17 protein-coding genes are annotated in these 12,997 nt (G+C 65.1%); 4 read left to right on the top strand and 13 right to left on the bottom strand.

Annotation, left to right across the window (positions count from 1 at the left end):
• Positions 1–109: 109 nt before the first annotated feature.
• Together ACQP2D_RS19720 and ACQP2D_RS19715 are read left to right on the top strand one after the other, a co-directional pair.
• Positions 110–331, top strand: a complete 222-nt coding sequence (locus ACQP2D_RS19720) for a hypothetical protein (protein ID WP_433685169.1) — start codon at positions 110–112, stop codon at positions 329–331.
• Positions 331–1,590, top strand: a complete 1,260-nt coding sequence (locus tag ACQP2D_RS19715; RefSeq protein ID WP_433685168.1) for a hypothetical protein — start codon at positions 331–333, stop codon at positions 1,588–1,590. The genes ACQP2D_RS19720 and ACQP2D_RS19715 overlap by 1 nt, the downstream gene beginning before the upstream one ends.
• A 124-nt stretch (positions 1,591–1,714) precedes the next feature.
• On the opposite strand, the gene thpD is transcribed toward ACQP2D_RS19715, so the two are convergent.
• The 11 genes from thpD to ACQP2D_RS19660 all read right to left on the bottom strand — a co-directional run bounded on the left by thpD (position 1,715) and on the right by ACQP2D_RS19660 (position 9,656).
• Complete coding sequence (thpD, locus tag ACQP2D_RS19710) at positions 1,715–2,590, bottom strand: ectoine hydroxylase (RefSeq protein ID WP_433685167.1); 876 nt, start codon at positions 2,588–2,590, stop codon at positions 1,715–1,717.
• Between the two features lie 8 nt (positions 2,591–2,598).
• Positions 2,599–2,997 (bottom strand): ectoine synthase, encoded by a 399-nt coding sequence (locus ACQP2D_RS19705; protein ID WP_433685166.1) that lies wholly within the window; start codon positions 2,995–2,997, stop codon positions 2,599–2,601.
• Between the two features lies 1 nt (position 2,998).
• Positions 2,999–4,267: a diaminobutyrate--2-oxoglutarate transaminase gene (gene ectB, locus ACQP2D_RS19700; RefSeq protein WP_433685165.1), complete on the bottom strand. Its 1,269-nt coding sequence runs from the start codon at positions 4,265–4,267 to the stop codon at positions 2,999–3,001.
• Positions 4,264–4,848, bottom strand: coding sequence for a diaminobutyrate acetyltransferase (gene ectA / locus ACQP2D_RS19695; RefSeq protein WP_433685164.1), 585 nt, complete (start codon positions 4,846–4,848; stop codon positions 4,264–4,266). Before ectA ends, ectB begins: the two co-directional genes overlap by 4 nt.
• A gap of 130 nt (positions 4,849–4,978) precedes the next feature.
• Complete coding sequence (locus tag ACQP2D_RS19690) at positions 4,979–5,689, bottom strand: response regulator (protein WP_433685163.1); 711 nt, start codon at positions 5,687–5,689, stop codon at positions 4,979–4,981.
• Positions 5,690–5,920: 231 nt separating this feature from the next.
• Positions 5,921–6,316, bottom strand: coding sequence for a hypothetical protein (locus ACQP2D_RS19685; protein WP_433685162.1), 396 nt, complete (start codon positions 6,314–6,316; stop codon positions 5,921–5,923).
• Between the two features lie 124 nt (positions 6,317–6,440).
• Positions 6,441–7,226: an RNA polymerase sigma factor SigF gene (locus tag ACQP2D_RS19680; protein WP_433685161.1), complete on the bottom strand. Its 786-nt coding sequence runs from the start codon at positions 7,224–7,226 to the stop codon at positions 6,441–6,443.
• Entirely contained in the window at positions 7,216–7,647 is a 432-nt protein-coding gene (locus ACQP2D_RS19675) for an anti-sigma factor (protein WP_433685160.1), read from the bottom strand. The genes ACQP2D_RS19680 and ACQP2D_RS19675 overlap by 11 nt, the downstream gene beginning before the upstream one ends.
• A 113-nt stretch (positions 7,648–7,760) precedes the next feature.
• Entirely contained in the window at positions 7,761–8,444 is a 684-nt protein-coding gene (locus tag ACQP2D_RS19670; RefSeq protein WP_433685159.1) for a PAS and ANTAR domain-containing protein, read from the bottom strand.
• Between the two features lie 68 nt (positions 8,445–8,512).
• Positions 8,513–8,830: an STAS domain-containing protein gene (locus ACQP2D_RS19665; protein ID WP_433685157.1), complete on the bottom strand. Its 318-nt coding sequence runs from the start codon at positions 8,828–8,830 to the stop codon at positions 8,513–8,515.
• A 295-nt stretch (positions 8,831–9,125) separates the two neighbouring features.
• Positions 9,126–9,656 carry a DUF6328 family protein gene (locus tag ACQP2D_RS19660; protein ID WP_433685708.1) on the bottom strand — a complete coding sequence of 177 codons (531 nt, stop codon included), beginning with the start codon at positions 9,654–9,656 and terminating at the stop codon, positions 9,126–9,128.
• Positions 9,657–9,810: 154 nt separating this feature from the next.
• On the opposite strand from ACQP2D_RS19660, the gene ACQP2D_RS19655 reads away from it, so the two are divergent.
• On the top strand, positions 9,811–10,104 hold the full coding sequence (locus tag ACQP2D_RS19655) for a hypothetical protein (protein WP_433685156.1): 294 nt from the start codon (positions 9,811–9,813) through the stop codon (positions 10,102–10,104).
• A 103-nt stretch (positions 10,105–10,207) separates the two neighbouring features.
• On the opposite strand, the gene mbp1 is transcribed toward ACQP2D_RS19655, so the two are convergent.
• The gene (gene mbp1 / locus ACQP2D_RS19650; RefSeq protein ID WP_433685155.1) at positions 10,208–10,453 is read right to left on the bottom strand and encodes a microaggregate-binding protein 1; all 246 of its coding nucleotides are present in this window, start codon (positions 10,451–10,453) and stop codon (positions 10,208–10,210) included.
• Between the two features lie 169 nt (positions 10,454–10,622).
• Between mbp1 and ACQP2D_RS19645 the strand changes: the two genes are divergently transcribed.
• A complete protein-coding gene (locus tag ACQP2D_RS19645) occupies positions 10,623–12,140 on the top strand; it encodes an FAD-dependent oxidoreductase (protein WP_433685153.1) in 1,518 nt (505 codons plus the stop codon).
• An 86-nt stretch (positions 12,141–12,226) separates the two neighbouring features.
• On the opposite strand, the gene ACQP2D_RS19640 is transcribed toward ACQP2D_RS19645, so the two are convergent.
• Complete coding sequence (locus ACQP2D_RS19640; RefSeq protein WP_433685152.1) at positions 12,227–12,787, bottom strand: AAA family ATPase; 561 nt, start codon at positions 12,785–12,787, stop codon at positions 12,227–12,229.
• Positions 12,788–12,997: the final 210 nt, after the last annotated feature.

Here is a 12,997-nt window from a genome sequence, read left to right as displayed (position 1 = left end):
CCGTATATCCATTGCGACCGAACCGATTCCCGCAGGCCATGTGGCATTGCACAATGTGATCGAGAACGTTTCGTGCACCGTCATCGCGCGGTGGAAACCGGGAGCAAAAATGACCGCCAGAGCAGATCTCGAACTCCAACTGCGCGGCCCGGTCGCGGCCCTCGATCAACTCTCCGACGCCGAGGCCGCCGAACTGCTGAGCATGTTCCGCGATGCGCGTCAGGCCGAGACGGCCGGGCTCGCCGAGGTCGTCGACGGGTTGGTGGGCGCGCTGCCCTGGCCGCTGCGCACGGCGGCCAAGAAGATCATGTTCGGGAATCGGCTCGGCTGATGAAGTCGGCGTCGCAGAACGAGTCGATGCAGGGTGTGCCCGATCTGGTGACCAGAGCACAGCTCATTCTGCTGGCCCGCACGCTCGATGTCCCCGTCGAGCGCTTGACGCATCTGGAGCGGCTCGGCGCCGAGCAATTGCACGAACTGCAACAGCGCATGGCGCGCGTCGTCTTCGATGACCACGCCGCGACCTTCAAGCGGATCAGCATGCTGGTGCCGATCATTCCATTGAGCATTTCGCTGCCGCTGGTGCAGCGGATCGTGCCGCCGCTGATGGGCGGACGCGCGGCGGGGGCGGTCGGCATCGCGCATCCGAAGCGGGCGGCGGAAGCCGTCGGGATGCTGGATCCGAAATATGCCGCCGCTTGCGCCCCGTATATCGACCCGCATACCGTCGGGAAGCTCGCCGAGATCGCCCCGCCCGAGCCGATCGCGCGCATCGCCAACGAGTTGTTGCGCCGCCGAGACTATGTCACCGCGGGTCCTTTCCTTGGCTACGCCACCACGCCGCTGATCCGAGCCATCGAGGCAGGCGTGCCGGACGACGCCGGGCTCATCCTCTCGGCGGCCTACGCCTACTCCGCCTCGAATATCAGTGCGATTGTGCGCCAACTGCTATCCGGATCGCTGGACCGGGTGCCGGGCATCCTCGAGACGGTCCTAGCCGGTTCGACCGATCTGCGGCTGGCGGCCGTATCGGTCTTCGCCCGCTGCGATGAGGACGTGATCGAGGCGCTCGGCGATATCCTGCTCGATATCGGATCGCCCGAAGCCATCACGGACCTGGCCACCACCTTGATCGAGTATGGCGCGATCAAAGACCTGCTCCGCTTTACCGCCTATCTGAGCCCATCTGCCCTGGACACCATGGCGGCGAACCCGATCACCACCGATAACGCGGGGATGTCGGCACTGGTCGCCGCCCTCGCGGAACAGACCGATCCGATACTGTGGCGCGGCCTGCTGAACCTGGTCGAGCGCACCGAGCTCGACATCCAACGCCACATCGGTACAAGACTTCTGGAATTGCCCGAAGCAACGCTGACCGCGCTACCCGCGATCGCGAGCAAGGCGCACCTCAGGCCCACCCTGCTGCGCGTTCTCGCCGGGGTCGACACCGATACCCAGGTCCGCCTCGGCGAGATGTGGGCCAAGCTGCCCGCTGAAAACCGTGACGACATCGAGCGCGGCGCTCGCGAACTCGGTCTGGCCACTCGCCTCGCGACACTCACGGTCACACTGCACATCTACAGCTGACACTCAGTGCAACCGAATGCGCACGCGGGCAACCGGTCTCGGACGGATCCGAGCGCGCCAGCCGCGCGCCGCACGCGGGTCGGCACCATCGCTGATGCGCGAATGACGTACGGCGCGCGACGAACTACACCGGAGTGAAGTCGCGGCTGGCGATGTAGGTCGGGCGTGGCGCCGGAGCGGCGAACGGCTGCACCAACGTGTTCTCCACGCTGTTGAACACCAAGAAGATGTTCGAACGCGGAAACGGGGTGATGTTGTTCGACGAGCCGTGCATGATATTCGAATCGAACAACAGGGCCGATCCGGCGGGACCGGTGAACTGAGTGATCCCGTAGCGGTCCGCGAGCGCCGCGATATCGGCGTGGGTGGGCACGCCGATCTCCTGTTCCTGCAACGACTCCCGATAGTGCTCGGCCGGGGTGCTGCCGATGCACGGCACGAACGTGCGGTGCGAGCCCGGCATCACCATCAGACTGCCATTGATCGGGTAGTTGTTGGTCAGGGCGATCGAGAGGCTGACCGCGCGCGGTGCTGGCATACCGTCCTCGGCATGCCAGGTTTCGAAATCCGAATGCCAGTAGAAGCCGGTGCCGCGGAAGCCGGGCATGTAGTTGACCCGGCTCTGATGGATATACACCTCGGAGCCGAGCATCTGCCTGGCCAATCCGGCGACGCGGGATTCGCGCACCAGATCGGCGATCGCGGCGCTGAGCCGATGAACCTCGAACACCGAGCGCACCCGATTCGAGGACTTCTCCACGACCACCCGGTCGTCACCGCGCAGCTCCGGAGCATTTGCGAGACGGTCGATTTCGGCGCTGAACTCGTCCACCTCGGTGGGCGTCAGCAGCTGCTCGACCATGCCGAAACCGTTGGCGTCGAAGGATGCCAGCTCCTCGGAATCGGCCGCACCCCATACGGTCGGATCGGTGCGGTCCTGATGTCGACCCGGGGTTGCGAGCCGGGTCGGGTAGCGATCGTCGGTGTGCACCAACGTCATTGCGCCTCCTATGCGCCGATCTGGGCCACGACGAGCGGGTAGACGCCGTTACTGTCGTGGACCTCCTGCCCGGTGACCGGCGGGTTGAACACGCACATCATCCGCATCTCGGTGCGCACCTCCAGGCGGTGGCGTTCGTGTCCGTCCAGCAGATACATCGAGCCGGGCGCCAAGGCGTAGGTGATGCCGCTGTCCAGATCCGTCAGTGTCCCTTCGCCTTCGATGAGCCAGACCGCCTCCACGTGATGGCGGTAGTGGAACTCGTGCACGGTCCCGGCCTCGATAGTGGTCTCGTGGAAGGAGAATCCGACGCCGTCGCCGCCGAGCACGATGCGCTTGCTGCGCCAGCCCTGGCCCTCGACATCGCGGTCGGTACCGGTGATCTCCGCGGTGCTGCGCACGATCATCTCAGCGCTCCTGTCCGCAGACGGTGCCGATCGCGCCGGTCAGCACGCGCAGACCGTGCTCGATCTCGTCATCGGTGACGGTCAGCGGCGGCAAGAGTTTCACCACTTCGTCCAGCGAACCGGAGGTCTCGACCAGCAGGCCGCGCTCGAAGGCGATCTGGCAGACCTTGCCCGCCTGCGAGGGATCATCGAAGACGATGCCGTGCACCAGTCCGCGACCCCGCGTCGAAATACCGGGGAAGTACTCGGCCACCTGGGTCAGCGCCGCACCGATGCGCTGTCCCTTCGCCTCGGTCGAGGCCTGTAGCGCACCATCGGACCAGAAGTGCTCCAGCGCGGTCTGCGCGGTGATGAAGGCCGGGTTATTGCCGCGGAAGGTGCCGTTGTGCTCGCCCGGTGCCCACTGGTCGAGGTCCGGTTTGAACAGCACCAGCGCCATCGGCAAGCCGTAGCCGCCGATGGACTTCGACAGCGTCACGATATCGGGGGTGATGCCGGCGACCTCGAAGGAGAAGAACGGCCCGGTCCGGCCGCAGCCCATCTGCACATCGTCGACGATCAGCAGAATGCCACGCGCCGTGCACAATTCGGCCAGATGCCGCAGCCACTCGGGTCGTGCGATATTGACCCCACCCTCACCCTGGATCGTCTCCACGATGACCGCGGCGGGCCGATCGAAACCGGATGAGGTGTCGTCGAGGACTCGCTCCATCCACTGGAAATCGGCGGTGGTGTTGTCGAAGTACCCGTCATAGGGCATATGCGCGGCATGGACCAGCGGCACGCCGGCACCAGCACGCTTGGCGGCATTGCCGGTCACCGACAGCGCCCCGAGCGACATGCCGTGAAAAGCGTTGGTGAAGCTGATGATCGTCTCGCGACCGGTGACCTTGCGGGCCAACTTCAACGCGGCCTCAACGGCATTGGCGCCGGTCGGTCCGGGGAACTGGACCTTGTACTCCAGCCCGCGCGGCGCGAAGACGGTGTCGCGCAACGTTTCCAGCAGTCGCCGCTTGGCCACGGTCGACATATCCAGGCCGTGTGTGATCCCGTCACCGGCGATGTACTCCAGCAGCGGCCGCTTGAGCACCGGATTGTTGTGGCCGTAGTTCAACGCCCCCGCACCGGCGAAGAAGTCGAGGTACTCCTTGCCGTCCTCGGCGCGCAACCAGGTGCCCGACGCGGTGGTGAACACCGTTGGCCAGGCCCGGCAATATCCACGGACATTGGACTCGAGTTCCTCGAAAATGGTCGTCTCGGCGGTAATCAACGGTGATCCTCCTGCTTTCGGACGGTAGGGGCGATCAGATAGAGGTCCTCGTCAGCGTGGCTGTCCGGGAAGAGATCGGAATCGAATAGGGGCTGCTTGGTCATTTGGGCGGCTCGTCGGCGCGCGACCGAGCCGAACATCGCGATCGAGGCCGGATTATCCGGCGCGATCGTCGTCTCCAGCGCCGAAACACCTGCGGCCGCAACGGTATCGAGCAGTGTGTGCAGCAGTGCGGCACCCAAGCCGCGTCCCTGCTGTTCGCGCTCGACCGCGACCTGCCACACGAACACCGTCTCCGGCGCCTGTGGGCGCAGGTAGCCGATCACGAATCCGACGACCCGGTCGTTCACTTCGGCGACCACCGAGGTGCTGGCGAAATCGCGACACCACAGCAGGTAGGCGTAGCTGGAGTTGGTGTCGAGGACCCGCGAATCCTTGGCAATTCGCCAGATCTGGGCAGCGTCGCCGACTCGTGGCGGGCGCAGCACCGGCTGCGCGTGCGGCGCCGAAATCGGTACGGCCGAAGGGTATTCGGTGACCGACGGATCAATCGTTGCGGTGGACAAGGTGTGCAGTGACATACATCTCCCTGGTCGGGTCTGCAGTACTTATCCAGGCTTACGGAGCAACTTTGAGGTGAACCAGTCGATCTCTTTGCGGTTGTGTTACGAAAAGATCACAACTGCAGGCTAGGTCACACTTTTGGATGTTTCAGCGCTGCGGATCGAGCCGATACCCAAGTCCGCGCACGGTAACCACGATGTGTGGATCGGAGGCATCGCGCTCGATCTTGGTGCGCAGGCGGCGCATATGCACGTCGACGATCCGCTCGTCGCCGAAAAAGCCGTCGTCCCAGACTCTTTCGAGCAATACCGAACGGCTGAGCACCCGGCCCGGCGACTCCGCGAGTTCGCAGAGCAATTTGAATTCGGTGATGGTGAGCCGGATTTCGTCCTCGCCGCGGCGCACCGCGCCACCGTCGCGATCGAGCACCAGCGGTGCGGCCGGATGCGCGTCGAGTACCGCCTCCCGCGGCGCTTCCCGCTCCATGGTGAGGCGGGCGCGGCGGCGCAGCGCGCGCATGCGGGCGGAGATCTCCTTGATCTCGAACGGCTTGGTGACATAGTCGTCAGCGCCCGCCTCCAAGGCAGCCACCACATCGTGGGTGTCGTCGCGGGAGCTGACCACGATGATCGGCACGTCGTGTTCGCGCCGGATCTCTCGGATGCAGTCGAAGCCGTCCATATCGCCGAGCATCAGCTCCACGATCATCACATCGGGGGCGCCATTGCTGCGCAGATAGGTCAGCGCGTCCTCGGCCTCGTGCGCCTCGGCAACGTCGTAACCCTCATCCTCCATGGCCGTGCGCAGCGCGCCCCGGACCACTTCGTCGTCGTCAACGATCATCAGGTTTGCGGTCAAGCCCTCATCCCTTGCAGCCACGCGGACGCGACGCGACGCGGAGACTCGCGTACCCATAACCGACGCGACAGTCCGCCTTCGAGCACCTTTGCCAACTTCAGAAGTACCCGCACCGGCCATTCGGTAAACGGCAGGTCACGAGCAGTCGGTTAGCGTCCGGCTACTCCACCTTGGGTGCGCACACCCGTTTTGCGCAAATTGGTGGTGATCTCGGTCACAAAAGGACCGAGATCACCAGTCTTCGCGATGAGACTGTTCCAGCCGGTTGAAATTGCTGGTTCCGCCGTCGGCCCGGCGCTCCTGGTACCGGAATGTGAGCCGTCGCGCGTCGAAGGTGGCGAACCATTCGTCCCAGCCGACCGCGCGCAGCACGGCGCCGCCGTAGCCGGGAAAGTCGAAACGCAACACGCCGAGGCGACCGTCGTACTCGCTGCCGGGCATGGTGGCCGGGCGGGCGCCGCGCTGTTCGGCCCAGCGCCGGATCACGTCATGATTGCGGGTGACGAGGATACGAGCGGGCCCCGTGCTCTCGGCGCGCGAGATCGATTCCGGCGGTTTCTTCAGCGACCTCGAAGCCCCCGGTCCCGCGTACGGATCTCGGGTGCCCGGTCGTCGCTGATCGTTCATGACGACCTCCTTGCGCGTCGGCATCGTTTGTCCGGTTACCTCACGCGTACCCGTACGTAACCTCGGGCAAACAGTGCATCCGATCACAACGAAACGCGTTGGGCGACAACATCTTCCCAACCAGTTAATCGCGCATCGCTTGATCGCGCAGCTTGCCCAGCGTTCTGGACAGTATCCGGGAGACGTGCATCTGCGAGACGCCCATCTGCTCGGCGATCTGAGACTGGGTCTTCGTCTCGAAAAAACGCATGATGAGCACCTGCCGTTCCCGCTCCGGCAGGTCCTCGATCAGCGGCCGGACGGCCAGATAGTCCTCCACATACTGGTAGCTGGGCTCCTCGGAGCCGAGACTGTCCAGCAGGGGCAGGGGCGCGTTCTCGATGTCATCGCCCACCACCGCGTCGATGGAGCTGGACTGGTAGGCATTGCCCGCGATGAGCGCCTGGGTGACCTCGACCAGGTCCACCGAAAGCTCCTCGGCGATCTCGCGGGCCTTCGGCAAGCGGCCCAGCCGCTGCGCCATCGCCTCGATGGCGGGTCCGATATTGAGCTGGATCTCCTTGGTGCGTCGCGGCACACGCACCGCCCAGGTATTGTCCCGGAAATGTCGGCGCACCTCGCCCATGATGGTCGGCACCGCGAACGACAGGAACGAGGAACCGCGGGTCACATCGAATCTATCCGCCGCCTGGACCAGCCCCAAGCGTGCCACCTGAAGCAGATCGTCGAAGTTCTCGCCGCGCCCGGAGAACTTGCGCGCGATATGTTCGGCCAGCGGCAGGCAGCGGCCGATCAGCTCCTCCCGCAACGCTTCTCGACGGGGATCGGCCCTGTCCAGGGCAGCGATCTTCTCGAACAGTGGCTCGATATTGTCGTAGCTGTCGCGGTGCGCTCTCGACTCAGCCGCCATCGCTGCCTCGCGCCCAGCTGAAATCGACGATCGTCGGATAGCCGGAAACCGCGCTGTCGAACGGCTCCTGCACCGCAGCGATCGACTGCGTCAGCGTGCGAACGATATGCCAGCCGAATCCGGCCTGACCGACCACCGATTCCGATACCGCCACCGCGGCGACGTGCACGAACATTTCGTTGTCGCTATAGGTGAAGTCGCAGTCCAGCGTGGACCCCGGCACCGCGTCCAGGATCAGCGAGGTGGCCACCTCATCGAGTGCGAGGCGGATATCGACCACCTCATCGATCGCGAAATCCGCGATCAGCGCGACGGTTTCGGCGAGCGCGCGCAGCATGGTCAGCTGCTCGAGCTGGGCGGGGACGCGAACCCCGATCGTCGTTGTCTTCTCCGCAGCGGACTGGGAACTCCACTCCCCCATGCCCATCACCACCTATTCCTCCGAGCCGACCGGAACCTGCCTTCGGGTCGGGGACCATTCGCGACGTACCCGGCCGACCACGATCGAAACATCGCAACCGGTGGGGATTCGAATCAGTCGGCCTCGATCCGTTCATGCGCAGTCAACAGTAAGTGGTCGAACTTCGTGCGCAGATCGGCCATCGAATCGGTCAGTGAGCTCAGATCGGCGACCAATCGCACGGCCAGTGTCCGCAATTTGATATTGGTCTCCTGGGAGCGCCAGCTCAGCATCCGGAAGGCCTGGTCGGCGTTGAGGCCGTAGACCAGCATCAGCGCGCCCTTGGCCTGCTCGATCACCGCCCGTGCCTCGTACAGCTCTGGCAGCGCATCGTCCAGGGTCTCCTGCTGACGCTCGTCGAGCGCGGCGGTGAGGTCGATGTAGTACCCGGAGGTTCCGATCACCGAATCCGTCTCGTCGAGCATCTGATCGGCGACCACGATGACGTGGTGCACCCGGCCCGCGGTATCGATGATCCGGTGCCGACTCGAGAACGGCCGCGCGGTCTCGATGGATTTGGCCAGGGTGTCGGCCACCTGTGCGCGATCCTCGGGATGTTTGTGCGACAGCAGCAGCTCGGTGGTCGGTTGCACGGTTCCGGGCTCGTACCCGTGTAGCCGTGCGACCTCGTCGGACCACTGCCACCGCTGATCGGCGAACCAGAAGTGGAAGGTCCCGATACGCTGCGGTTTACCCGCGCCGATAATCCGGCCCAGCGCCCGCGCATCCTCGGGCGACACCGATCGACTCTCTGTCACAGCCGCAAGTATGGAGTGCGCCGACGTCCGACGCCGGATATCGGCCAGACCAGGGACTTAAGACCATATCAGGTGTCGAGCGCGGCGCGCATCGACGGGAAATCGCAGCATATGGCGCGCACGCCGGTGACGGCGAGCACGCGGTCGACCTCACGGCGGCCCGACACGACCCGGACATTCGGACCGCCGCGGGCGGCCCGGTGGGTGATCGCGCCGATGGTTGCCGCGGCGCGAATGCTCAGGAATCTGGTGGCGCGCAGGTCCAGGACGACGGCATGACAGCGGGTGGTCACCGCCCGCTCGAGCATCGCACGGAATTCCGGGAGCGCGGCCGCATCGAGTTCACCTTCCGCGCGGATGACCACGCATTGTCTGCGGCGGTCCATCCGTTGCGCCCAGAACCGACTCCGCGGTCGTAATCCGGCCCGGTGCTGACCGTCTGATCGGTACTGAAGAACGGCGGACATATCAAACCTCCCAGAGGGATGCCCGATCCTGCGCGACAGGTCGGCGGGAGGGGCGGCAACGTGGCTCGATCGTTACTGCCGCGTCGGTAGTCGCCTGCGTCAGGTGTCGCTTGCCAGCTCCCGCTGGCCGGTCCCGCATGGTGTGTCGTGTGTCGGACCGGGGGTCGGCTGTAGTCTCAACCTCTCAATAGTCTGGCAGGTGGGGTGCGCCGGTTCAACCATCCGATCGCTCACCGGCATGCCGCCAGCGCCACGGCGCGAGCATCCAGGCGACTGCGAACAGCGCTGCGACCACCGCCCCCGACACCACTCCCGCTACCGGTCCCGCGACACTCTGCGTCACCAGCGTCGTCGCACCGGTCAGCGCGAGTCCGAGCAGCGCGATCCCGGCCATGGCGCAGCGGTGCGCCGCGGCGACGACATTGCCCAGCCGGTGCCGCCGGAACAGGATGCGATGCCATGCCACCGGAGCGACCAGGAATACCGTCGCACCCATCGCCGCGGCCACCGTTGCCAGATAGAGCAGCCGCATCGGCTGCGACAGGGTGGCGAATCCGGCCTGGAACGGGAGGAGCAGCAGCGATCCGATCAGGAATTGCACGCCCGTCTGGACCACCCGCAACTCCTGGATCAGACTGGCCCAATTGCGGTCCAGCCGCTGGGTTTCGGTCTCGTGCCTGGTTCGGCGGTCCCAGTCCTGGTCACCAGCGGTCACAGATGGCGCATACCCGCGCTGGGCAGGCATACACACGGCGATCTTCCATCGGGCGGTCACTGATTCGGTGATCGCCACCCGGGTATGCCGATCGTGACGCCGATGTGATCGGCGAAATCCTTTCGAGGAGGAACGATCGACAATGAGGACACCTGAGAACCGGCGATGTCGCGTCGGCGCGGTGATGGCCGCGGCCGTCGCGCTCGCGGTCTTCGCGAGCGGCTGCGAAGAGGCCGAAAAGGCGGTCAACAAGGGCGGGGATACCCCGTGCAGTGAATTCGTCGCGCAGGACAAGGACAAACAGCGGGTCACCGTCAGCAAATTTCTCGAGCAGGAGCGAAACCACAATGCGCCGTCGACCAACGAGCAAACTGTCGATGCCTCGATCGCCGCGATAGAACTGATGTGCAGGGCACAGGCCAATCCCGATACACCCATTCGCAAAGCCGACTTGACCGGGATCTTGGTGCCGAAATAAGCGCTGTTCTTACGACACAGCGAAATGGGACACAGCGAAATGGGTTGCCGGACAGATTGTCCGGCAACCCATTCTTCTCGTTACATGCAGTGACTACGGATAGCTACTGTCGCTGCTGGTAAGCGCGCTGGCGTTGTTCCTCCAACTCGGCTTCGGCACGCTCCTTCTCAGCGGCCGCTTCCTTTTTCGCCGCCGCACGCTGTGATTCCGCCTTGTCCTGCTGGGACCTGCCTTCGTCCCGCAGTTCGTCGTTTCCGAAGACCGCGCCAGCCGCCTCCTTGACCTTGCCCTTGGCGCCTTCGACGACGCCTTCGAGCCCTTCACGGGGACCGCTCTTGTGCTCGGACACGATATCTACCTCCGAAATATCGGTTTTCAGGTGGACATTGGCCGCATACCCGGGATCGGCCCGTTGAACCGAAACTCTGAATTTTCATGGGCAGACTCGCCGAAATTCCTGCCCGCATATCCGACCGATCCGAAGGTTTCGTCCGGGCCGGAGCGGTTATGGCCAGAGCATGACGTCACTGTGGTTGAACGACGCCGAGGTTCCGGCGCGGCTGCGGCTCACACCGGGTCTGCACTTCGACACCGTCGTGGTCGGCGGCGGGCTGACCGGTTTGGTGACCGCCTTGCTCTTGGCCGAGAGCGGCGTCGAGGTCGCCGTGGTCGAGAGCAAACGCATCGGCGCGGGTACGACAGGAGCCAGCACCGCGAAGATCAGTCTGCTGCAGGGGATCCGTGCGCAACAGATCCGCGGTCGTCACGGCGATCGGGCGGTGACCGACTACGTAGCGGCCAATCGGGAAGGGCTGCAGTGGTTACTGCACTACTGCGCCGAGCACGCGGTGGCCGTGCAGCGCGTCCCGGCGCTCACCTACGCCCAGACCGAGTCCGAAATGTCGGCTGTGCGAGCGGAATACGAGGCGACGCGTGCCGCGGGGCTGCCCACCACACTGGTCGAGGAGCTGGATGTGCCATTTCCTGCGCACGGTGCGGTCCGCCTGGAGGATCAGGCCCAACTCGATCCGATGGCACTGCTGGCCACCCTCGCCGCCGATATCGAGTCGCATGCCGCGCCGATCTTCGAATCCACCCTGGCCAAGGGTGTCCGCGGCGGCGACAAAGACGAGTTGACCATCGAGACCGAGCACGGCGATCTGCACGCGCGCACGATCGTCTTGGCCACCGGCACACCGATACTCGACCGCGGCGGATTCTTCGCCCGGCTCACCGCCGAGCGCTCCTACCTGAGCGCGTTCACGGTATCCGAGCCGATCCCCCACGAGATGTTCATCAGCGCGGGACAGCCCACCCGATCGCTGCGCTATGTACCTGGTCCCGACGGCGCGGACCTGCTCTTGGTCGGCGGCAACGGCCACGTGGTCGGGCGGACGAATGCCGCTGGCCGCCGCGCTGCGGAGCTGATCGACTGGACACTCGGCTGCTTCCCCACCGCCGAACCGCTGCTCAGCTGGTCAGCGCAGGATTACCATCCCGTGGACGAACTGCCGTATGTCGGCCCGCTGTTGCCCAGGCAGAACCGCATCCTCGTCGCTACCGGCTATGCCAAGTGGGGCATGGCGAATGGCGTCGCGGCGGCGTTGGCCATCGTCGGCCACATCAACGGCAAGCCGCCCCGCTGGTCGGACGCCTTCGCGAGTTGGCGCGCGAGCGAACTGAAATCATTGCCCGCCGCTACGCTTGCCAATACCGCAGTGGGCCATCAGCTTTCGACAGGCTGGCTGCACTCGCTCGGCACCGGACACGGCGAGGTTCCGGCCGAGGGCTGCGGGCGAGTCGAACGCCACGGGTTGCGACCCACCGCCGTCTGCACCGTCGACGGCGCGACCACCGAGGTCAGCGCGGTCTGCCCGCATCTGTACGGCATCGTGCGGTGGAACGATGCGGAACGATCCTGGGACTGTCCGCTGCACGGGTCCCGATTCGCCGCTGACGGAACCCTCTTGGAAGGTCCGGCCACCGAATCGCTCACACCTATCGCCGAACCGTATCCCAGAGTCCTGCCGCGGTAGTGATCTATTGAGCACTGCCCGGATCCCGAGGAGATCGCCGGACTCCGCCTGCGCCACGACATCCACCAGATGACGCCGCTGACCAATCATCCGATCGCGTGATACCCGGCCGAGCCACCCGCGTCGCAGAGGGGTCGGGCCCGCTCGAGAATCTGGTCGACGGTCTGCTCGACCGTGAGATCGGAAGTGTCCAACCATAATCCGATGCGCGGTGTCTGCGACCGGAGGACCTCGTCCAGGCTCTCGATGGTAAAGCCGGCATAGGCGACCTTCCCTCGGCCAGCCTCTCGAGCCGCGACCGCGGCCGGTGATGGCGTGAGTACCACCACATACAGCGGCCGCGTCTTGATCCGCTCGATGGTCCACGGTAGGAATTCTCCGAGCACGACATCCTGGACGATCGCGGTGATTCCGGCCGCCGCGTATCCGTCGGCGGTATGGGCGGCCAGCGCATGCCGCAGCCGCAGTTGCTCCAGGGCCGCCGCCGACGGTTCGGGGCTCATCTCCGCCCTACCGCCGATAATGAAGCGCCGGAACGTATCCCCGCGCACATGTGCCGATCGCGGCAACCGCTGCGCCAGCGCCTGTGCGACAGTCGACTTCCCAGCGGCTTGAATGCCGGTGATCAGGTAAACGGCCGAATCCATACCTGCCATGTTCGCAGCCGTGCGCCAGTCATTTTCGGCATCGAGCACGACCGCGACACTCATCCCCGGCCGGATGGCCGAAGGAGATCGGCGGAAACGGGCCTGTGCGGACTCGTTGAGTTGTAACTTGTTCTAAGTTCGTGCTCCGGGTGGGGCAGACCAGAATGTGGTGCGGACGTTTCGCGGAATGTTCGGAGGGGTTGGATGCCA

It is taken from the genome of Nocardia sp. CA-119907, from assembly GCF_050955995.1.
Classification (GTDB): domain Bacteria; phylum Actinomycetota; class Actinomycetes; order Mycobacteriales; family Mycobacteriaceae; genus Nocardia.
Note: the sequence above shows the minus strand (reverse complement) of the source record. Positions and strands in the feature narration are given on the sequence as shown.